General features: G+C 67.8%; 18 protein-coding genes. 12 read left to right on the plus strand and 6 right to left on the minus strand.

From position 1 onward, the window contains the following. Positions 1–66 precede the first annotated feature (66 nt). Both nth and AC5RUU_RS15730 read left to right on the plus strand, forming a co-directional pair. Entirely contained in the window at positions 67–861 is a 795-nt protein-coding gene (gene nth, locus AC5RUU_RS15725; protein WP_493976290.1) for an endonuclease III, read from the plus strand. Further along, on the plus strand, positions 858–1,535 hold the full coding sequence (locus AC5RUU_RS15730; protein ID WP_493976133.1) for an NUDIX hydrolase: 678 nt from the start codon (positions 858–860) through the stop codon (positions 1,533–1,535). Before nth ends, AC5RUU_RS15730 begins: the two co-directional genes overlap by 4 nt. A 92-nt stretch (positions 1,536–1,627) precedes the next feature. On the opposite strand, the gene AC5RUU_RS15735 is transcribed toward AC5RUU_RS15730, so the two are convergent. Both AC5RUU_RS15735 and AC5RUU_RS15740 read right to left on the minus strand, forming a co-directional pair. Then, positions 1,628–1,852, minus strand: a complete 225-nt coding sequence (locus AC5RUU_RS15735; protein ID WP_493976134.1) for a YegP family protein — start codon at positions 1,850–1,852, stop codon at positions 1,628–1,630. Between the two features lie 127 nt (positions 1,853–1,979). Beyond that, positions 1,980–3,698 (minus strand): bifunctional 3'-5' exonuclease/DNA polymerase, encoded by a 1,719-nt coding sequence (locus AC5RUU_RS15740; protein ID WP_493976135.1) that lies wholly within the window; start codon positions 3,696–3,698, stop codon positions 1,980–1,982. 155 nt (positions 3,699–3,853) lie between these two features. On the opposite strand from AC5RUU_RS15740, the gene ssd reads away from it, so the two are divergent. The 7 genes from ssd (at position 3,854) to AC5RUU_RS15775 (ending at position 9,256) form a co-directional block, all read left to right on the plus strand. Further along, positions 3,854–5,035: a septum site-determining protein Ssd gene (ssd, locus tag AC5RUU_RS15745; RefSeq protein ID WP_493976136.1), complete on the plus strand. Its 1,182-nt coding sequence runs from the start codon at positions 3,854–3,856 to the stop codon at positions 5,033–5,035. Further along, positions 5,032–6,303 carry a TadA family conjugal transfer-associated ATPase gene (locus AC5RUU_RS15750; protein ID WP_493976137.1) on the plus strand — a complete coding sequence of 424 codons (1,272 nt, stop codon included), beginning with the start codon at positions 5,032–5,034 and terminating at the stop codon, positions 6,301–6,303. The genes ssd and AC5RUU_RS15750 overlap by 4 nt, the downstream gene beginning before the upstream one ends. Continuing rightward, positions 6,300–7,217 carry a hypothetical protein gene (locus AC5RUU_RS15755; protein ID WP_493976138.1) on the plus strand — a complete coding sequence of 306 codons (918 nt, stop codon included), beginning with the start codon at positions 6,300–6,302 and terminating at the stop codon, positions 7,215–7,217. Before AC5RUU_RS15750 ends, AC5RUU_RS15755 begins: the two co-directional genes overlap by 4 nt. Then, complete coding sequence (locus tag AC5RUU_RS15760) at positions 7,214–7,828, plus strand: type II secretion system F family protein (protein WP_493976139.1); 615 nt, start codon at positions 7,214–7,216, stop codon at positions 7,826–7,828. Before AC5RUU_RS15755 ends, AC5RUU_RS15760 begins: the two co-directional genes overlap by 4 nt. Before the next feature lie 164 nt (positions 7,829–7,992). Then, positions 7,993–8,340 (plus strand): DUF4244 domain-containing protein, encoded by a 348-nt coding sequence (locus tag AC5RUU_RS15765; RefSeq protein WP_493976140.1) that lies wholly within the window; start codon positions 7,993–7,995, stop codon positions 8,338–8,340. Then, positions 8,337–8,819 (plus strand): TadE family type IV pilus minor pilin, encoded by a 483-nt coding sequence (locus tag AC5RUU_RS15770; RefSeq protein ID WP_493976141.1) that lies wholly within the window; start codon positions 8,337–8,339, stop codon positions 8,817–8,819. Before AC5RUU_RS15765 ends, AC5RUU_RS15770 begins: the two co-directional genes overlap by 4 nt. A 68-nt stretch (positions 8,820–8,887) precedes the next feature. After that, complete coding sequence (locus tag AC5RUU_RS15775) at positions 8,888–9,256, plus strand: Rv3654c family TadE-like protein (RefSeq protein ID WP_493976291.1); 369 nt, start codon at positions 8,888–8,890, stop codon at positions 9,254–9,256. Here AC5RUU_RS15775 and AC5RUU_RS15780 read toward each other — a convergent pair. Together AC5RUU_RS15780 and AC5RUU_RS15785 are read right to left on the minus strand one after the other, a co-directional pair. Continuing rightward, complete coding sequence (locus AC5RUU_RS15780) at positions 9,253–11,640, minus strand: DEAD/DEAH box helicase (protein WP_493976142.1); 2,388 nt, start codon at positions 11,638–11,640, stop codon at positions 9,253–9,255. The genes AC5RUU_RS15775 and AC5RUU_RS15780 overlap by 4 nt on opposite strands. 78 nt (positions 11,641–11,718) lie before the next feature. After that, positions 11,719–12,411, minus strand: a complete 693-nt coding sequence (locus AC5RUU_RS15785; protein WP_493976143.1) for a GNAT family N-acetyltransferase — start codon at positions 12,409–12,411, stop codon at positions 11,719–11,721. Positions 12,412–12,563: 152 nt separating this feature from the next. Between AC5RUU_RS15785 and trhO the strand changes: the two genes are divergently transcribed. After that, positions 12,564–13,457 carry an oxygen-dependent tRNA uridine(34) hydroxylase TrhO gene (gene trhO, locus AC5RUU_RS15790; protein ID WP_493976144.1) on the plus strand — a complete coding sequence of 298 codons (894 nt, stop codon included), beginning with the start codon at positions 12,564–12,566 and terminating at the stop codon, positions 13,455–13,457. A 57-nt stretch (positions 13,458–13,514) separates the two neighbouring features. Here the strand turns inward: trhO and AC5RUU_RS15795 are convergent, their stop codons facing one another. After that, entirely contained in the window at positions 13,515–14,084 is a 570-nt protein-coding gene (locus tag AC5RUU_RS15795) for a DUF6023 family protein (protein WP_493976145.1), read from the minus strand. Between the two features lie 49 nt (positions 14,085–14,133). After that, the gene (locus tag AC5RUU_RS15800; protein WP_493976146.1) at positions 14,134–14,622 is read right to left on the minus strand and encodes a DUF6023 family protein; all 489 of its coding nucleotides are present in this window, start codon (positions 14,620–14,622) and stop codon (positions 14,134–14,136) included. Between the two features lie 116 nt (positions 14,623–14,738). On the opposite strand from AC5RUU_RS15800, the gene AC5RUU_RS15805 reads away from it, so the two are divergent. Both AC5RUU_RS15805 and topA read left to right on the plus strand, forming a co-directional pair. Then, positions 14,739–16,415, plus strand: a complete 1,677-nt coding sequence (locus AC5RUU_RS15805; protein WP_493976147.1) for a DUF7059 domain-containing protein — start codon at positions 14,739–14,741, stop codon at positions 16,413–16,415. Positions 16,416–16,537: 122 nt separating this feature from the next. Continuing rightward, entirely contained in the window at positions 16,538–19,276 is a 2,739-nt protein-coding gene (gene topA, locus AC5RUU_RS15810) for a type I DNA topoisomerase (protein ID WP_493976148.1), read from the plus strand. The last annotated feature ends 18 nt before the right edge of the window (positions 19,277–19,294 follow it).

A 19,294-nucleotide genomic window follows, 5' to 3' on the forward strand; every position in this document is an offset into this window, starting at 1 on the left:
GCCATGGCCGCGCCCCGGGCTGCCAAGGCCGGCGGAAAGACGGCGCCCGCCAGCCAGGCCGCGGGAATGCCGGTGATTTCTTCCGAGTCGATGCTCGCCCTGAAGCGGCGGGCGCGGCGCATCAACAGGGCGTTGGCCGAGAAGTACCCCTACGCGCACGCGGAGCTGGATTTCACCAATCCCTTTGAACTGCTGGTTGCCACCGTCCTCTCGGCCCAGACCACCGACGTTACGGTCAACCAGATCACGCCGCTGCTGTTTGCACGCTACCCGGATGCGCGGGCCATGGCGGAGGCGGATCCGGCGGCGCTGGAGGAAATCATCAAGCCAACCGGCTTCTTCCGGGCCAAGTCCCGGAACCTTCTGGCGCTGGCCACCCGCCTGGTGGATGAGTACGACGGCTTGGTGCCCGGCCGGATCGAGGACCTGGTCACGCTGCCCGGTGTAGGGCGCAAGACCGCGAACGTGGTCCTCGGGAACGCATTCGGGATTCCCGGCATCACCGTCGACACCCATTTCGGCCGGCTGGCCCGCAGGTTCGGTTGGACACAGTCGGAGGACCCCGTGCAGATCGAGGCCGATGTGGCCGAGCTGTTCGAACCGAAGGACTGGACCATGCTGTCGCACCGGGTGGTGTTCCACGGCCGGCGCGTCTGCCACTCCCGGAAACCGGCGTGCGGGGCATGCCCTGTGGCCAACTGGTGTCCCAGTTACGGCCTGGGCGAAACGGATCCGGCCAAGGCGGCCAAGCTCCTCAAGTACGAACTCGCCCCGGGAAGCGAGGCGCTGCTGGCGGAGCTGCTGGCAGATACCGAGCGTGCCGCCGAGATCAGGATGGCATCCCGGAAGAGGGCCCTGTGAGCGCCCGCGAGGACCTGATTGGCTTGGTGCGCAGGGCGGAGTCGGGTTTCGACGCCACCCCGGATCCGCGCTGGGCCGCCCTTACCGTGGACGAGGAGTCGGCGCGCAGGGCCGCCGTGCTGATGCTTTTCGGCGCCCTGGACGACGTCCCCGCATCCTCCGGCAAACCCCTTGCACCCGCCGACCTCGACGTGCTGCTCCTGGAACGCGCCCACACGCTCGGCTCGCACCCGGGGCAGGTCGCCTTTCCCGGCGGCAGCATCGACGCCAATGAATCACCGGTGGAAGCAGCCCTTCGTGAGGCCGAGGAGGAAACCGGGCTCGATGCGGGCGGCGTCGAAGTGCTGGGCACCCTTCAAAAGCTCGGTCTTTCGCACAGCAACTTCCTGGTGACGCCGGTGCTCGGCTGGTGGCGGTCGCCGTCCCCGGTCAGGGTGGTGGACTACGGCGAGTCCGCCCAGGTTTTCCGTGTGCCGGTGCGGGACCTGCTGGACCCGGACAACCGGGTGATGGCCACGGTGCACCGGGCCGGCCGCACCTTCGAAAGCCCCGGGTTTACCGTCAACGGTGTGCTGGTGTGGGGCTTCACCGGAATCGTCCTCAGCGGGCTGTTCGACCAGCTTGGCTGGTCCGTCCCGTGGGACCGCAGCCGCCTGCACCGGCTGGGCGTGTAAGAGGATAGGGGAAGCCACGCGCGCCATTGAGCGCGGCTGCCCGGTCGAGAGCGGGTCCCCGGCGAAAAGCCGGGGAGCCCCGCTACGTGGATTCAGGCCTGTTGCTGCCTGAGGTCCACCACGATGCCTGTCGCCGCGTTTTCCCGCATCGCCTTGATGCCTTCACGCAGCGTGTTCAGTGACTTGAAGTTGGGTGACACGGCAACGGTATTGCCTTCCGCGTCTGTGAGCCGCAGCCGGTATGCCTCGTCTCCTACTCGATGAATTTCAAACCTGCCCGCCATATGCCGGACCTCCCCTGGTATGCGTCGTTGCATCAGCCGTTCCGACCGGTCTGCATCAGTCGCCGCTAAAAACTGTAACGTCCGTCACGGAGCCCGTCGAGCTACTGCCGGGTAGGTTACTTTCTTCTATACGTGGGTAAGAAAAGTGGTTGACTTGCGCTCACTTGGCGTGGTCGTAGGAGTCCACTACAGCCATGCTCACGGGAAATTCCACCGGAATGGGCCCGAACAGCAGCTCTTTGGCGGAATTGGCGGCGTCTTCAATGGCTTTAATGCAGGCGGCCACTCCGTCCGCCGGGGCATGGACCATCACTTCGTCGTGGAGGAAGAAGACCAGTTCGGCGCCCACGGTGCCGTCCGCACGCAAGGCGCGCAGCCGCCGTCGTAAGTCCGCAAGCCAGCAGGCCGCCCAGTCGGCGGCCGAGCCCTGAACCACGAAGTTCCGGGTGAAGCGGCCCCGGGACCTTGCAACGGACTCCGCGCGGCGCTGCTCCTCGGCCGTAGTGGACCGCTGGCTCTGGAACCAGCGCTCGGACGGCGGCGGGCTGCTCCGGCCCAGCCTCGTGGTCACCGTTCCGCCGGTTTCACCTGCCCTGGCGGCGCGCTCAACGAAGTCCACCGCCCTCGGGTAGGTCCGGGCGAGTTGCGGCATGAGGCGGCCCGCTTCCCCCGACGTGGCCCCGTACATTGCACCCAGCAGGGCCATCTTCGCCTTCGCCCGGTCGCCGCCGAAGCCTTTGGCGGCAATGGCCGCGTAGAGGTCCTGGTCCCGGGCGGCCTCGGCCATCACGGAGTCCTGCGCCAGTGCCACGAGGACACGGGGCTCCAGCTGGGAGGCGTCCGCCACGATCAGTTTGTGGCCCGGATCGGCGTGCACGGCACCACGGACCTGGCGCGGGATCTGCAAGGCACCGCCCCCACGAGAGGCCCAGCGCCCGGACACCACTCCGCCCACCACGTACTCGGGCCGGAACCTGCCCCCTGCCACCCAGGCATCCAGCCAGGACCAGCCGTTGGCTGTGTGCAGCCGCGACAGTTTCTTGTACTCCAGCAAGGGCCCTATGACCGGATGGCTGGACTCCCGCAGCTCCCATTTCCGGGTGCTTTTCACCTCGATGCCGTTGCGGTGCAGGGCGCGTATCAGTTCCTGCGGGGAGTCCGGGTTCAATGCGGGTGCGTTCAGCAGCTTCCTCAGCTTCGTGGCCAGCGCCTCCAGCCTGGCGGGGCGGTGGCCCAAGGGCGGGCGCGGCCCAAGCTGCTCGGCAAGGATTTTTTCATGCAGGTCTTCCCGCCAGGGAACGCCGGCGTGCTGCATTTCGGCGGCGATCATGGCGCCGGCGGACTCTGCAGCGAGCAGCAGCTGCAGCCGGTTCCGCCGGTTCCCGTCCGCGCCTACTGCGGCGAGGGCGGCCTGCTGGGCAGAGTATTCGGTGCGGAGTTCGTCCAGTGTCCGGCGATGCGCGGGCGCTGCGTCCGGCTCATCGAAAAGGGCACCCTGGTCCGCCGGCCGGCGGGGCGGCAGGAGGAATTTGGGCGGCAGGAGCGGGTCGTCCGCCGGGGTCCTGTCCGCGGTGCGGGCGTACTCCGTGTGGGCCGTGAACTGCGAAAAGGCGAGGACGTTTCCGCAGAGGGTGATGTCGTAGCACCGCTCGAGCTCGACGCCGGCAGCCAGCAGGTCCGGATACCAGTCCTGGGTGCGGTGCCAGATCCAGCGGGGCGCTTGCCCGGCCTTGCGTTTGCTTTCGAGTCCACGGACGACGGCGGCAAGGTCCTCCCGCGCGATGAGGCGGGGCTGGGAGTTGGCCGGCTGGGGCTGGCCCGCCTGCGTCAGTTCCTGAAGCGCCGCGCCGTGGGAGTGGGCGGCGAGCAGCAGGTACATGGTCCAATTGTGCCCTTTTCCTGGGGCTGCTTCTTGCCCGTGGCTTCCTTCTTGTGGCTTCTTTCTGGGCTGCTTCGCGCGGCCGCCTGCCCGGCTTTTCCACATAGCCGCCGCTGTGCCTTACCTGCCTCCATCGGGACGTGGAGAGTAGCTCCATGAGCAGGCACCAGTTGACCCCTATCCCTACCGAGTCGGGCAGCGCCGGGGGCTCACCGCGGTCCGGCCCAATCCATCCCGGAAACAGCCCGGGCGAACAGGGTACGGACGTGTGGCTGCCGGCTGGATCCGACGAGGTGTTGCTGGTGACGTCATCGGCGGTCCTTCGGGCCGAGGTGGAGCGGATTGTGGCTGCGGCCGGTGCACATTTGCGTGTTGTGGGCGACGCTGCCGAAAGCGGCCGGTACTGGGACGGGGCGGGCGCTGTGCTGGTGGGAAGCGACCTCCGCGAACTTCCGCCCCGGCGGCGTGCCCCCGCAGTGCTGGTTGGGCTCGACGGCGAAGGAGACAGCCTGTGGCACCTCGCTGCAGCGTTGGGGGCAGAACGGGTGGCAGTCCTCCCCGACGCCGCCGCGTGGCTGGCCGACCACCTCAGCCGTTCGCGTGCACCGGCTCCTGGTGGGCTTGTCCTGGGCGTGACCGGCGGGTGCGGCGGGGCCGGGGCCACCACAGCTGCCGTTTGGATAGCCCAGGCTGCCGCGGGCCTCGGAGTCCGTGTGCTGCTGGTTGACGGCGACCCCTGGGGCGGCGGGGTGGAGCTTGCCATCGCTGCCGAGGAAGCCCCGGGCCTGCGCTGGCCGGACCTGTCCGAGGCCCGGGGCAGCATCGATCCCGTCCAGCTCTCGGATTCCCTGCCCGTGGCCGGCGGGTTCTCCTTCCTGTCCTGGCCTGCCAGCAGGGAACAATCGATTCCGGTGGCCGTTGCCACCACGGTGGGTGTCCTTGATGCCGCCCGCCGGGGCTACGAACTGGTAGTAGTGGATATCGGCCGGAGGACGGAACCGCTGCAGGCCTTCACCTGGGACTGCGACCGGATCCTGGTGGTGGTTCCAGCGCAGCTGAAGGCGGCCGTGGCCGCGGTGCGGCTGCTGCAGGAGTTCCCTCCGGTTGAGGCTGGCCTCCTGGTCCGCGGAAAGCCTGGCGCTGCGCTGGACGGGTCGTTGCTCTCCGAAGCCATCGGGCTTCCCGTCCAGGGCCGGGTGCCGGAATTGCGCGGAGTGGCAGCTGCCACGGAGTCCGGCCGGCTCCTTGACCTGGGCAAGCGGCGGAGCATCCGCCATTTTGCCGCGTCCGTCTTCGATGCCCTGGGTGGGGACACGCTCGTTGGGGATTCCGCATGAGGCAAAAACCCGGCCTGGAACCGGCGGCTGCCGGCCTTGCCGGACCGGGAACGGCGCTGCCAGTGGCGGGATCGGGACGACGGCGGGACAGCCGTCTGCAGGACGGCCGGGGCCGCCGCGTGGACGCGGGGCTGCTGGAATCGGTCCGGGAGTCGATGATGGCCGAGGCCGGCGCGGTGACACCGTCGCGGGTGGCTGCCGCCGTGCAGGCGACAGGCAAACTGCTCGGGACCGCAGGTTCCCTCGCCGCGGCCGAACGGATCAGCGCCGAGCTGAACGGGCTGGGGCCGCTGCAGGAACTCACCCGCGACCCGGCCACCACGGACATTTTCGTGAACGCACCGGATTCAGTGTGGGTGGACCGTGGCGGGGGCATCGAGCGGGCACCCATTTTTTTCGACAACGAATCCCAGTTGCGGGCCCTGGCGTGCAGGCTGGTCTCAGCGGGAGGGCGGCGGCTGGATGACGGCTCTCCCTGCGTCGACGTGCGCCTGGCCGGGGGCTACCGCGTCCACGCCGTGCTCCCGCCGGTCTCCACGGCCGGGACCCTGTTGAGCATCCGGATCCGTCGGGAGCGGGTGTTCACCATGGCCGAACTCAGTGCCGCCGGGATGTTCAGTCCATGGCTGCAGGCTGTCCTTGCAAAGGTGGTGGAGCAGCGGCTGAGCTTCCTTATCAGCGGTGCCACCGGCTCCGGAAAGACCACCTTGCTGTCCACCTTGCTGGGGCTGTGCTGCCCGGAGGAACGGCTGGTCCTGATCGAGGACGCAGCAGAACTCAACCCCCTCCACCCGCACGTGGTATCGCTCGAGTCCCGGCACGGGAACCTGGAAGGCGGCGGCGAGGTGGACCTTGGCGAACTGGTCCGGCAGGCACTGCGCATGCGGCCGGACCGGCTGGTGGTGGGCGAATGCCGCGGCGCCGAAGTACGCGAGCTGCTCACGGCGATGAACACCGGCCATAGTGGCGGGGGCGGCACCATCCACGCGAACACTGCCGCCGCTGTCCCTGCCCGGTTGACGGCGCTCGGCGCACTGGCCGGACTGGGCACCGACGCCGTGAGGCTCCAGGCTTCCAGCGCGCTCGACGTCATCATCCACGTTGAACGGACTTCCCGGGGACGCGAGGTGTCCTGCATCGGCGTGGTCGGCGACGGCCCGGGCGGGTTGGCCGTCGTTCCTGCACTGGAAGCTGCCGCCGGTGTCCCCGGTCCTGCCTGGCCGGTGCTCGCTGCACGGTTAGGGATGCAGGCAGGGGATCTTCCGTGATCCTCGTCCTGGCCGCCGTCCTCGTTCTCGCGGTTGTCCTGCTGCTGAAGCCGCCACACGGGGCCCCTGCAAGGCTGCGCCGGGCAGCAGGGCAGGGCGGTGCAGCAGGGCAGGGCCGGGCAGCAGGGCAGAGCCAGGCCGTGTCCTTTACTGCCGGAAAGCCGGTACTGCCCGGGGCGCCGGGTTGGCGGGCCAGGCGTTCGGCGGGGAAAGGCGGCATCTCAGGGGCGCCGGCCCTGACCCTGGTGGTCCAGCAGCTCGCAGCACTGCTCAAGGGAGGCCGGACGCCCGGCCGGCTGTGGGACGAACTGTGGGTGCTGTACGGGGTGGAATCAGCGGCCTTCAGTCCGGCGCATCCTCCGGCCGGTTCGCTGGCATGGCACCCCTTCCCATCCCCACATCAGCCCCCTTCCGCCGGGCAGCCAGCCGGGCAACCCGGAGCCGGGCTGTCGGCACCTTCTCTCGCCGTGCTTGCCTCTGCCAGGGCTGCGGCAGCGGGCGGCACTCCAGTGTCTGAAGCAATCCGGAGGGCGCTGCCCGTGGGAAACCCGGGCCGGAACCGCGAGGCACGGATCTGGTGCGAGCTGGCAGCCTGCCTCGATATAGCGGAGGCAAGCGGATGTCACTTGGCCGATGTCCTCACCCGGTTTGCCGCCCAGCTCGAAGTGGAGGCCGACGCCGACGCGGCCCGCCAAACCGCCCTGGCGGGCCCCAAAGCAACAGTGACCCTGCTGACCTGGCTGCCTCTTATGGGGCTGGGGCTGGGAGCCGCACTGGGAGTGGACCCGGTTGCCGTGCTGCTCGGAACGCCACTGGGGCTGGCAGCGCTGGCGGCCGGAATCGCCCTTACGGTCGCCGGCAGGGTGTGGTCGGCCCGTCTGGTGGCGGCTGCGGCCGGTGCTGGGGTGCCATGACTGGCGAGTCCGCCCTTGCCGTGGCCGTCTTCCTGGCGCTCGCCGCTGCCGCCTGCCTCGCCTGCTCCGGGCGTTGGACGGCGAGGAAACGTCTCCGCGCCCTGCGCATCGCCGCGGAGGACGCGGGTGTCCCTCCGGTGGGCGGACCAGGGACCATACGGACCCGGGAAGGACCCGGTCTGCGCGATACCGCCATGATGCTCGAACTGGTGGCGGCGATGCTGGATACAGGTTCCAGCATCGGGCGGTCGCTGGAGCTGGTGGCGGCCTCTGCCTCTCCCCGGTACAGCGATGCGCTCCGGCCGGTTGTGTCGGCCTTGGCCATCGGTGCGGACTGGAAAACCGCTTGGCGCAGTTCGGCCGTCCGGCTCCCCGAAATCCTGGAACTGCGCGACGCCCTCGGGTTCGCGGCCCTGACGGGTGCGCCGTCGTCGGCCATCCTGTACGCCCAGGCGGCAAGGCTCCGCCGCGAGAGGTTCCGGGCGGCAGAAAAACGCGCGGCCTCCCTGGGCGTAAAGCTCGTGGTTCCGCTGGGATTGTGCTCGCTTCCGGCCTTCATCTGCCTGGGTGTGGTTCCCGTGCTGTTGGCCCTGGTGCCTTCCGGAAGCTAGCTCGCCGCGGTGGATTTTCGCCGCAACCCTGTCTTTTCCTCCACACCAGCCAAGCACCCGCGCTTTTCCACTTAGCCGATCCAACGCCTTACCGGTCCCGCCCCGGGCCGGGAAGAGTCAAGACCAGCCGGCAGCATCACCGGCCCCAGGAAAGGAAACACCACATGTCCATGAACCACCACCGCCGCTACTTTGCCGGATCTGCTGTGCCCGCGGCTTCGCGTCCTACCGTTCCCGGCCGGAGCAACAACACGAACCGCAATGCAGGGGCAAACATCGGCGGTACCCTGCCGGCCAACGTTGTGGAACTCTACCCCGGAGCAAGCCTGCCCCCGAATCGCCGCCGCACCATCCGGCTAATGGGCTCGGAAGCCGGCATGGCCACCGCGGAATACGCAATCGCCACCCTCGCGGCAGTGGGGCTGGCGGGGTTGCTTGTCTTCATCCTCCGGAGTGACGAGGTGCGCGGGTTCCTGCTGACCCTGATCCGTACGGCACTGGCACTGCCGTGACCGAGGCGCCGGCTGCGCTGTGTGATCCGATAAGCCGGGCAGTATCCTCCCCGGGAGGCCGGCAAGCCAAGGGCGGCCGCAGACGCCGCGCGTCGGCTCCCGCACGCGGGTCGGTCACCGCGGAGTTCGCCGTTGCCCTGCCCGCAGTGCTGGCTTTGTTGGCCATGCTCCTCGCCGGGGCCGCTGCCGGGGTCACCCAGCTTCGGATTGAGGAGGGGGCGCGGGCCGGTGCACGGGCACTGGCGAGGGGTGAGGATCCTGCCACCGTCGAAAAAGCAGTGAAGACACTTGCGGGCGGAACCGCTTCGGCCTCGGTGGCCGCGGAGGGCGGCTGGTTCAGCATCAACGTCACGGACCGCGTGGGCGGTTCCCTTGGCCCCGCTATTCCGTGGACGCTCACCGCGCGCGCTTCCACCCGTAGCGAGTCGCCTGCAGCAAGCGCAGCCAGCGGGCTGACTGACGGAAGGGGGAACCGATGACGGGAGCGGACGCGGGGAGCGGAACGGCGGTAAACCGGCGGGAGACTTCCAACCGGGGCGGCAGAAACATGGCGCTGCACGGTGAAGACGTTGGTGAAGACCACGGCGAGCGAGGTTCCGGGACGGTGTTGGCCGCTGGCCTGGCTCTGGTGGTCCTGTTGGCCACGGCCTTGGTGCTGCTGCTTGCCCAATCAGCGGTGCTGGCCAGCAGGGCGGCTTCCGCAGCCGACCTCGCCGCTCTTGCCGGCGCCGACGCGCTTCGCGGCATCACCGAGGGCGAACCCTGTACGGTGGCTGCTGCCGTCGCAGCCCGCCACGCGGCCCGCGTCCAAAGCTGCGTGGAGGGTACGGGGCAGACACTTGAGGTCCGGACAGAGCTGGGTGCATCCTTGCTGGGGCCCGCAGCCGGCCATGCCCGAGCCGGACCTCCGCCTTAGGCGCGTCGCGCGCCGGCGCTTGGTTCGCTGAAGGACGGCTGCTCCGTGGCATCTTTCAACAGGACATCCAAGAGGGTTACGGCGGCGTCCTTGTCCAGCGGATTGTTCTTGTTGCCGCACTTGGGGGACTGCACGCAGGATGGACAGCCCGAGTCGCACTCACAGGCCTTGATCGCGTCCCGGGTGGCGGCCAGCCACACCTTCGCCTTGTCAAAGCCCCGTTCGGCAAAGCCCGCGCCGCCGGGGTGCCCGTCATACACAAATATGGTGGGCACCCCGGTGTCGGCGTGCAGGGCGGTGGAGACCCCGCCAATGTCCCACCGGTCGCTTGACGCCACCAAGGGCAGGAGCCCGATCGCAGCATGTTCGGCGGCGTGCAGGGCACCGGGAAACTGGGCTTCGACCAGGCCGGCGGCCGTGAGCGACCTGTTGTCCACCACGAACCACACGGCTTTGGTGAACAGGTCCCGGGCCCCGAGGTCCAATGGTTCCTCGCCGAGGATCTCATTGGAAATCAGGGCCTTGCGCTGGAAGGAGACCACTTGCGTGGTGACCTTGACGTCGCCGAAGTGGACGGTGATGCCACCCCATTCCATGGTCCGCTGCGTCCCCAGGACCTCGATCTGGGTGACGTCGCGCGCGGTGGTGTAGTAGTCCGGGTTGGCGCGGCGCACCACCACACAGTGGTCCTCTTCGTTGAGGTCCTCCACCACATAGCTGTCCCCCTGGTGGATGTACACCGCCCCGTTGTGCGCCTGGTAGTGGGTCTGCGGCGAGTCCATGGTCCCGAGAAGGGAACCCGTGTCCCCATCCACGATGCTCACCGGTCCGCCGCCGTCGGCCCGCAGGTTGACCATGGCTGCGGCGCTCTGGGCGTGCGTCCAGAACCAGCCCGCCGGCCTTCGACGGAGGTAGCCCTGCGCTACCAGCCTGTCCAGAAGGGCCTCCGCCGTTTTACCGAACAAGTCCAGCTCGCCCGGGCCCAGCGGAAGTTCCGCCGCGGCCGCGCACAGGTGCGGGCCGAGCACGTAGGGGTTGGAGGGATCGAAGACCGTCGCCTCCACGGAGACGTCGAAAATCGCCTCGGGGTGGTTCACGAGGAACGTGTCCAAGGGGTCGTCGCTGGCGACGAACGCGGCGATGGCTTCCTGGCCGGCCCTGCCGGCCCGCCCGATCTGCTGGAAAAGGGAAGCCCGGGTTCCCGGCCAGCCTGCCACCAGGACGGCGTCCAGGCCGGAGATGTCAATGCCCAGCTCCAGGGCAGAGGTGCTGGAGACACCCAGGAGCTGGCCGGACCGCAGGGCTCTTTCCACGGCGCGGCGCTCCTCGGGAAGATACCCGGAACGGTAGGCAGCCACCCGCTGCGGAAGGCTCGGGTCCACCTCGTCCAGGAGGCGTTTGGTGATGGAGGAGATGGTCTCAGCTCCGCGGCGCGATTTGATGAAGGCAATGGTGCGGACTTGCGCGGACACCAGGTTTGCCAGCAGGTCGGCTGTTTCCGCGACGGCGGTACGCCGCTCCTTGGCGCCGTTCTCGCCCCGGACCTCGGTGAGGGCAGGTTCCCAGAAGGCCACCGTGGTGGCACCGTGCGGTGAGCAGTCGCGGGAGACGGCCCGGACAGGGGCGCCGATCAAGCGGGAAAAGGAGGCATCAGGGTCCGACGCCGTTGCCGAGGCGGCGATGAACACGGGCTCCGGAAAAGCGGATCCCGCTCCGTAGTAGGCACAGATCCGCCGCAGCCGCCGCATCAGGTTGGCCACATGGGAACCGAACACGCCGCGGTAGCTGTGGGCTTCGTCCACGATCACGTAGCGCAGCCGGCGGAAGAACCCGGCCCACCAAGCATGGTTGGGAAGGATGCCGAAGTGGAGCATGTCCGGGTTCGCCAGGATGAAGTTGGCGTGGTCGCGGATCCAGCGCCGGGAGGCGGGATCGGTGTCTCCGTCGTACGTCTCGGCCCTGACCGTGGGCAGCTTCAGGGCGCGGATGGCGTTCAGCTGGTCGGCAGCCAGCGCCTTGGTGGGGGAGAGGTACAGGGTGACGGCGCCGTCGTCGTGGATTTTCCCCGGGTCGGCCAGGACGCGGAGTTCAGACCTGTGGATGGCGTCCAGCGCGGGCAGCTGGTACGCCAGCGACTTTCCGGACGCCGTGCCGGTGGCCACCACCACGTGCCCGCCGCCGTGGGCGATTTCGGCGGCTTCCACCTGGTGCAGGTAGGGTTCCCCGATACCCAGCGACCCGTACGCGGCCACCAGGTCCGGGTGGACCCAGTCTGGCCATGGCCCATGCACCGCCGCGCGCGCCGGGAGGGTGCGGACATGACGGAGCTGTTCCGGATCCGGGCCGCGGCCCAGCATGGGAATCAGGGAGTCATGGGGGTTCACCCCAACATTGTTTCACCCGCCGGGCAACCGGCAGGCCCGGTTCGCCCAAGGGGGAACCGGGCAGAACAAAAAGCAGGGTCAGCTCAGGGAAAGGTCGGATCCGTCGTGGGATGCGGACAGCATAAGCACGCGGGAGACAGTGCTCCAGCCCAGATGGGAATAGAGCTTTTGGCCGTCGACGGATGCCAGCAGCAGCCCGGTAGTGACATCGTGCTCGAAGGCCTGCGCGGCGAGGGCCCGCATGATGAAACTGCCCAGCCCGCGGCGCTGGAACCCAGGTTCCGTGATGATCTTGTCGAACACGGCGGTGTCACCCACCACAAACACCCGGCCGCTTGCAGCCAAGGCATCACCGGAGCGCACCTCCGCGTAGTGGACGCCGTTGTGCTCTGACGCGGAGAATGCCAGGTCGTCGTCCGACAGCCAGGGATCCTCGGCGTCCTGGGTCTCCATGTCCACGATCATCATGGTCTGCGAATCGGAGGTGACGTTCAGCCCATGTTTCCGGGCCATCGCTGCGTACCGGGGGATGTCGTTCGTGAGGATTGTCAGGACGCGGGGCGGAACCTCGGCCGTCCTGGCGGCCAGGGCGGCGAATTCATCGTCGGTGGGGTCGGACGCGAAGTATTCCCACTCACCGCTTGTGTCTTCCCGGAGGGCAGCGGGGAACCGTCCCTCTTTGGATGTCTGGTACCCGCGGCAGCCGGCCCAGCCCGCCACCCACACCTCAAGAAGGCCAGTGATGTCTTCAATCATGGTTTCGGGGCTCATGGCATGAACACTATTCCAGCCCGATCGCCAGCAACAGGGTACTTATGCAATTGTGATGCAGGAGGGGCTAGAGAGGTCTTCCGCCCCGACAGGGCCCCACGGGGAATGGCCCCATGGCTGGTCCCCGAACCCAAGCCGGTACCCTTAAATACGTGGCTTTGAACCGAATTGTGCTCTTCTACGGCTTTACCCCCATCGCTGATCCGGACGCGGTGCGTCTCTGGCAGCGTGCCCTCTGCGAGAAGCTGGGCCTGACCGGGCGCATCATCATCTCCAAAGACGGCATCAATGCCACCGTGGGCGGCGGGATCGGTGCGGTCAAGCAGTACGTCAAGACCACCCGCGAGTACAAGGGCTTCCACGACATCGACGTCAAATGGTCCGACGGCGGCGCGGACGACTTCCCGAAGCTCAGCGTCAAGGTCCGTGACGAAATCGTCTCCTTCGGCGCGCCCGGTGAGCTCAAGGTAGACGCGAACGGTGTGGTGGGCGGCGGCAAACACCTCAAGCCGGACGAGCTGCACGAGCTGCTGGACGCCAAGAAACAGGACGGCGAAGAAGTGGTCTTCTTTGACGGCCGGAACACCTTTGAAGCCCAGATCGGCCGCTTCAAGGACGCTGTGGTTCCTGACGTCGCCACCACCCATGACTTCATCAAGGAACTGGACTCGGGCAAGTACGACGCCCTCAAGGACAAGCCCGTGGTGACCTACTGCACCGGCGGCATCCGCTGCGAGGTGCTCTCCAGCCTGATGGTGAACCGTGGCTTCAAAGAGGTCTACCAGCTGGACGGCGGAATTGTCCGCTACGGTGAAGCCTTCAAGGACCAGGGCCTCTGGGAAGGCTCCCTCTACGTTTTCGACAAGCGCATGCACCTTGAATTCAGCGAGGACGCCAAAACCATCGGTGAATGCGCGCGCTGCTCTGCGCCCACCAGCAAGTTCGAAAACTGTTCCAACCCCAGCTGCCGCACCCTTACGCTGTACTGCGCCGAATGCGCCTCCAGCCCCGAAACCCTCCGCTGCCCCGAGGGCTGCGCGGCCTGAAGACCGCCGAACGCGGACTGAAAATTGCCGGACACGCGCCAGCAACAGCAACACCCGTCACAGCCGCCGCAGCCGGTAGGCGAAGTTGGCGCCGGTCCGGGCCTCCACCGTTAGGTTCAGGGCCGTCTCCCCCGAGAGGTAAATAACGTTCTCGCGGTTGACGCCGCACCTCAGGCCCAGGTCCACCAGGGTCAGCGCATCGCTGCGGACAACGAATGTCACCCTCCGCTGGCTCCGGCAGGCCAAAGCCAGCGCATAGGTGCCGGTTTCCAGGACCGGCGTGGTTTCGGTGTGCACCTCCGTGGCGGCAAGGAGCCCGGCTCCTGCATGGACCACCGGCTGCGGGGTGTCGGGCAGGGTGCGCTCCACCCAGTCATCCAGTTCCGCTTCGGCGACGGGGTCGCGCCGCATCGCGTCGCGGGTGAACACCGGAGCGGGGGCTGCCGTGGGTTCCTCGATGGTGCCGGACCAGTCCCGACCGTCGTCGTAGGTGTATTCACAGCCGCACATCGCCATCCCGGCTGCCAGCACAAGGCCAAGGACGACGGCGGCCGCCGGCTTCCGCGCCAGCGGCGCCCGTGCTGTCCCTCCGGAAAGGGGCGCGGAGAGTCTCCGCACGCTGGGCATAGTCCGACTTTAAGCCCGACGGGGCCCGCGGACCATAGCGGAGGGCCCGCTATTTCGCGGGTGCCAGGTGGTAGGCGTAGATCAGCGGCGCGTCCACGCTGGAAGTACTGATATCAACCCTGCCGGGCTCCGGCAGGGTGATCCTGGTGATTTCCCGGCTGCCGTTGCAGGCCGCCCCGGCGTCCACCACCTGGCTGCCGTTAAGGGACACCGCGAAGAATGCTTTCCCGCCGCCTTCGCACGTGGCTGTCAAGGTGTAGCGTCCCGCCGGAACGTTGGCCGCCTCCTGGACGATGCGGTCCCGGTTGAGGATCTTGCCGGCATCCTCCAGCACGGTCCCCGCTGGGGCGGGCAGCGCCGTGGCCTGCCACTTCGGTACGTCCGCACTCTCAATGGACACAGCTGGGGAACAGGCCGCCAGGCCGAGGGCAGCGGCGGGCGCGACGGCAGCCAGCACCAGCCCGCCGGACTTCAGCGGGTAACGGCGGACGGCAGCTCGACGGCGGGCGCGCGGAAGGAGGGGCAGCGGGGCAGGCATGCTTCAACGCTACCCCGCGGACAGGACAGCTTTGCACACGGGGACTGATGGAAGGACGTGAGGATGCACGCCCATCGGCTGCCAGACCAAAACGGGCGCCGGACTAAACTTGGCCGGTGCCTAGATCCCCATACGAGTTCACCGCCGGCAACACCCCCGACGCCCCGCGCAGCGACCTTCCCGGGCTGCTCGCAGCACTTGCAGCGGACCTGCGCCGGAGCGGCTACACGCTTGACGGCGTCGCAAAGCTTCTTGGGCCCGCCGCTTCGGCCGCGCTCAACCGGGACCAGATCATCCCGGCCCTCCTCGCTACCGAGCGCGCTGCCCGCCGGGACGAGAACGCGAAGCCGCTCGCCGCCGTCGTCCGCCTCTGGCTCCTGGCCGAACCGCAGGAACGGGACATGCTCGACGCCGCCCTGCCCGCCGTCCGCAGCGAAGGCTTGCTGGAGCTGGGGCTGGCCCAGACCGTGCCCGGCACTTCGCTGGTGGCGGCGAAGGCGGACCTGCGGCCCTACGGCTGGGAAGGCACCGAAGGTGACAAGACAGCCGGCAGCGGCGGCGCCGAACTGTGGGTGGCGAGCGACCTCGCGGCACACCAGCAGGGGGGAGTGCTCCGGCGCGACCATGTGCTGGGCATCGGGCAGGCCTCCACCACGCTGGTGCAGACAACCATCCGCCGCCACAGCACTCGCGCGCTGGACCTTGGCACCGGCTGCGGCATCCAGACGTTCCACCTGCTGCACCACTGCGGTCACGTGACGGCCACGGACATTTCAGAACGCGCGCTCGCCTTCACCCGCTTCAACATCCTGCTCAATGCCGAGGCCCTCTCCGTTGACCCGGCACGGCTGGCGGAGCGCGTGAGCCTCCGCCAGGGGTCGCTCCTGGAACCGGTGGCCGGCGAGGAGTTTGACCTGGTGGTGTCCAACCCGCCGTTCGTCATCACCCCGCGGCGCCCCGGAGAAAGCACGTCCGGGCAGTTTACGTACCGCGACGGCGGGCTGCCCGGCGATGGGATTGTCTCTTCCCTGGTGACGGAGCTGCCCGGAGTACTGGCGCCCGGCGGCACCGCCCAGATGCTCGGCAACTGGGAGGTGACGGCCGGAGCAGAGTGGCATGTGCGGCCGAGAAGCTGGGTCCGGCCCGGTGTGGACGCGTGGTTCATCCAGCGGGAGCAGGTCAGCCCGGAGCAGTACGCGGAGACCTGGCTGCAGGATGCGTCCGAAAGCCGGGACCGGCGGCACTACCAGGACGCCTATGGCGCCTACCTCGCGGATTTCGGGTCCCGGAACGTGGAGGGGATCGGCTTCGGCATGGTCTGGTTGCGCCGTCCCGTTTCCGGCGCGCAGGCCACCGTGAGCCGTTTCGAGGAAATCACCTATCCCATCGAGCAGCCCATCGGCCCCCACCTGCGTGCCGCGGTCGAACGCTGCGACTGGCTCGCAGCCAACACACTTGAGGACGCCCACCTGCTCGTCGCGGACGACGTCACCGAGGAACGGCACCAGCGGCCCGGCGCGGAGCACCCCGGAGTGATCCTGCTGCGCCAGGGCTCCGGGCTGCGGCGCACCAACCTGCTCAGCACCGAACTGGCCGGGTTTGTGTCAGCCTGCGACGGCGACCTCACTGCCAGCCAGATCGCGGGCGCCCTGGAGGCACTCCTGGGCGGCGGCATGGACGGCGGCGGGGATGGCGGAGACCCGGGATTTGATGCCGGTAGCTTCCGCGCGTCGCTGCTTGCCGACGTGGAAAACCTGGTCCGTGACGGCTTCCTGGTTCCGGCCGCCGGCTGAGCCCCCGGTGTCGTTCCGCGGCACCGGCTTTTCCACACCGAATGCACACAATTGTCCAAAATATGGTGAACTAGGCCAATATGGGCTCATCTGCCCCAGCAACCTTTTTCTGTAGGAGCACCGTGCCAAGCAAGGCCAAAACCGGCAAGAAACTCGTGATTGTGGAGTCTCCGGCCAAGAGCAAGACCATCGCCAAGTACCTGGGCGAAGGCTTCATCGTTGAGGCCTCCATCGGTCATATCCGCGACCTTCCGCAGCCGTCGGAGCTCCCCGCAGAGCTGAAGAAAACCTCGGTGGGCAAGTTCGCCGTCGACATTGAGCACGACTTCAAGCCCTACTACGTGGTGTCCGCGGACAAGAAGAAAAAGGTCACTGAACTCAAGGCGGCACTCAAAGACGCCGACGAACTTTACCTCGCAACCGATGGGGACCGCGAAGGCGAAGCCATCGCGTGGCACCTGCTGGAAGTGCTCAAGCCCAAGGTCCCGGTGTACCGGATGACGTTTGGCGAAATCACCAAGGAAGCCATCCAGCGCGCCATGGGCAACCTGCGCGACGTCGATTCCGCGCTGGTGGACGCGCAGGAGACCCGCCGTATCCTGGACCGCCTCTACGGCTACGAGATCTCGCCCGTCCTGTGGCGCAAGGTGGCCCGCGGACTCTCCGCCGGCCGTGTGCAGTCAGTGGTCACCCGCATGGTGGTGGACCGCGAACGCGAACGCATGGCCTTCAAGGCCGCCTCGTACTGGGACCTCACAGGCCAGTTCGGGGCCGACGCCGGATCCTTCAAAGCCAAGCTCGCCGCCGTGGACGGCGCGAAGGTGGCCACCGGCCGTGACTTTAATGACGACGGCGTCCTCGTTTCCAAGAACGTCGTCCACCTGAACGAGGAGCTGGCGGTGTCCCTGGCCGCCGGGCTCCAGGACTCGGAGTTCCGCGTCCGGTCGGTGGACACTAAGCCGTACACCCGCCGCCCGGCTGCGCCGTTCACCACGTCCACCCTGCAGCAGGAAGCTGGCCGCAAGCTGCGGTTCTCCTCCAAGAGCACCATGCAGATCGCACAGCGCCTGTATGAAAACGGCTACATCACCTATATGCGTACGGACTCGTCCGCGCTGAGCGACGAGGCCATCACGGCCGCACGCCGGCAGGCGTCGGAGCTGTACGGTCCCGAATACATTCCAGGTTCGCCCCGGGTCTACTCCAACAAGGCAGCGAACGCCCAGGAAGCACACGAGGCCATCCGTCCCGCCGGTGACTCGTTCCGCACCCCCGCACAGGTTGCCTCCCAGCTCTCCGGCGACGAGTTCCGCTTGTACGAGCTGATCTGGAAGCGCACCGTCGCCTCGCAGATGGCCGACGCCAAGGGCTCCACCGCCACCATCCGCCTGGGCGCGGTGGCTGCAGGTGCTGCGGGCGAAGGCCGCGACGCCGAATTCTCCGCCTCCGGTACCGTCATCACTTTCCCCGGCTTCCTGGCCGCCTACGAGGAGGGCAAGGACGAGACCCGCGGCGACGACGACTCCGACGAAGCGCGCCGCCTGCCCAACGTGGCCAAGGGCGACTCGCTCAACGCCTCCGAGATCGTGGCCGTGGGCCACGAGACCTCGCCGCCACCGCGCTACACCGAAGCGTCCCTGACCGCTGAACTGGAAAAGAAGGGCATCGGGCGTCCGTCCACCTACGCGTCCACCATTTCCACCATCCAGGACCGCGGCTACGTCCGGAAACAGGGCTCGGCCCTGGTCCCCAGCTGGATCGCCTTCTCGGTGATCCGCCTGCTGGAGCAGCACTTCAGCGACTATGTGGACTACGAATTCACCGCTGACATGGAAGGCGACCTGGACAAGATCGCCAACGGCCAGGCCGCCGGTGCCTCCTGGCTTCGCCACTTCTACTTTGGCGAGGATTCCGACCCCGGCCTGCTGAGCATCGTCAACAACCTGGGCGAGATCGACGCGCGGGAGATCAACTCCATTCCCATCACCGATGGGATCACCCTGCGTGTGGGCAAGTTCGGACCCTATCTGGAGAGCTCCGCCGCCACCGTCGATCCGAAAACGGGGGAGATCGTCGAGTCGGCGCGCGCCAATGTGCCGGAGGACCTGGCTCCGGATGAACTGACCGCTGCCAAGGCCATCGAACTGATGGAGACTGCTGCCCCCGAAGAGCGTGTGCTGGGAACAGATCCGCACACCGGGCACACTATCGTTGCCAAGAACGGCCGCTACGGCGCGTATGTCACCGAGATCATTCCCGAGATGACCGAGGAACAGATCGCCGCGCAGCCCGTCGAGTACTACAAGAACGGCAAGCCCAAGCCGCCCAAGAAGCCGGTCAAGGCCAAGCCGCGCACCGGTTCGCTCTTCAAGTCCATGACCGTTGAGTCGGTGACCCTGGATGAGGCGCTGCAGCTCATGAGCCTGCCACGCGTGCTCGGCGCGGACGCCGAGGGCAATCCGATCACCGTGCAGAACGGCCGGTTCGGTCCCTACCTGAAGAAGGGGACGGACTCCCGGTCCATCGGCTCGGAAGAGGAAATCTTCACCATCACGCTGGAGCAGGCCCTGGAGATCTACTCGCAGCCGAAGCAGCGGGGTGCCCGCGCCGCGGTGCCGCCGCTCGCCGAATTCGGCCCGGACCCGGTGTCGGAGAAGAACATCGTGGTGAAGGAAGGCCGGTTCGGCCCGTACATCACCGACGGGATCACCAACATCACTGTGCCGCGTGCCACTTCGCTGGAGGAACTGACCCGCGAACAGGCCGTGGAGCTCCTCGCGGAGAAGCGTGCCAAGGGGCCGGTCAAGCGCACCGCCAGCCGCAAGGCGCCGGCCAAGAAGAAGGCAACGGCCAAGAAGTAGCCACGCTGGTGGTTGAGC

This window comes from Arthrobacter sp. K4-10C (genome assembly GCF_059090085.1).

Bases quoted from the DNA above. Each gene is read 5' to 3' on its own strand.
- AC5RUU_RS15775 (WP_493976291.1), top strand. From the start codon at position 8,888: ATGGCGCTGCACGGTGAAGACGTTGGTGAAGACCACGGCGAGCGAGGT.
- AC5RUU_RS15760 (WP_493976139.1), top strand. From the start codon at position 7,214: ATGACTGGCGAGTCCGCCCTTGCCGTGGCCGTCTTCCTGGCGCTCGCC.
- AC5RUU_RS15785 (WP_493976143.1), bottom strand. From the start codon at position 12,411: ATGAGCCCCGAAACCATGATTGAAGACATCACTGGCCTTCTTGAGGTG.
- AC5RUU_RS15795 (WP_493976145.1), bottom strand. From the start codon at position 14,084: ATGCCCAGCGTGCGGAGACTCTCCGCGCCCCTTTCCGGAGGGACAGCA.
- AC5RUU_RS15765 (WP_493976140.1), top strand. From the start codon at position 7,993: ATGTCCATGAACCACCACCGCCGCTACTTTGCCGGATCTGCTGTGCCC.
- AC5RUU_RS15800 (WP_493976146.1), bottom strand. From the start codon at position 14,622: ATGCCTGCCCCGCTGCCCCTCCTTCCGCGCGCCCGCCGTCGAGCTGCC.
- AC5RUU_RS15735 (WP_493976134.1), bottom strand. From the start codon at position 1,852: ATGCAACGACGCATACCAGGGGAGGTCCGGCATATGGCGGGCAGGTTT.
- AC5RUU_RS15750 (WP_493976137.1), top strand. From the start codon at position 5,032: ATGAGGCAAAAACCCGGCCTGGAACCGGCGGCTGCCGGCCTTGCCGGA.
- AC5RUU_RS15740 (WP_493976135.1), bottom strand. From the start codon at position 3,698: ATGTACCTGCTGCTCGCCGCCCACTCCCACGGCGCGGCGCTTCAGGAA.
- ssd (WP_493976136.1), top strand. From the start codon at position 3,854: ATGAGCAGGCACCAGTTGACCCCTATCCCTACCGAGTCGGGCAGCGCC.
- nth (WP_493976290.1), top strand. From the start codon at position 67: ATGCCGGTGATTTCTTCCGAGTCGATGCTCGCCCTGAAGCGGCGGGCG.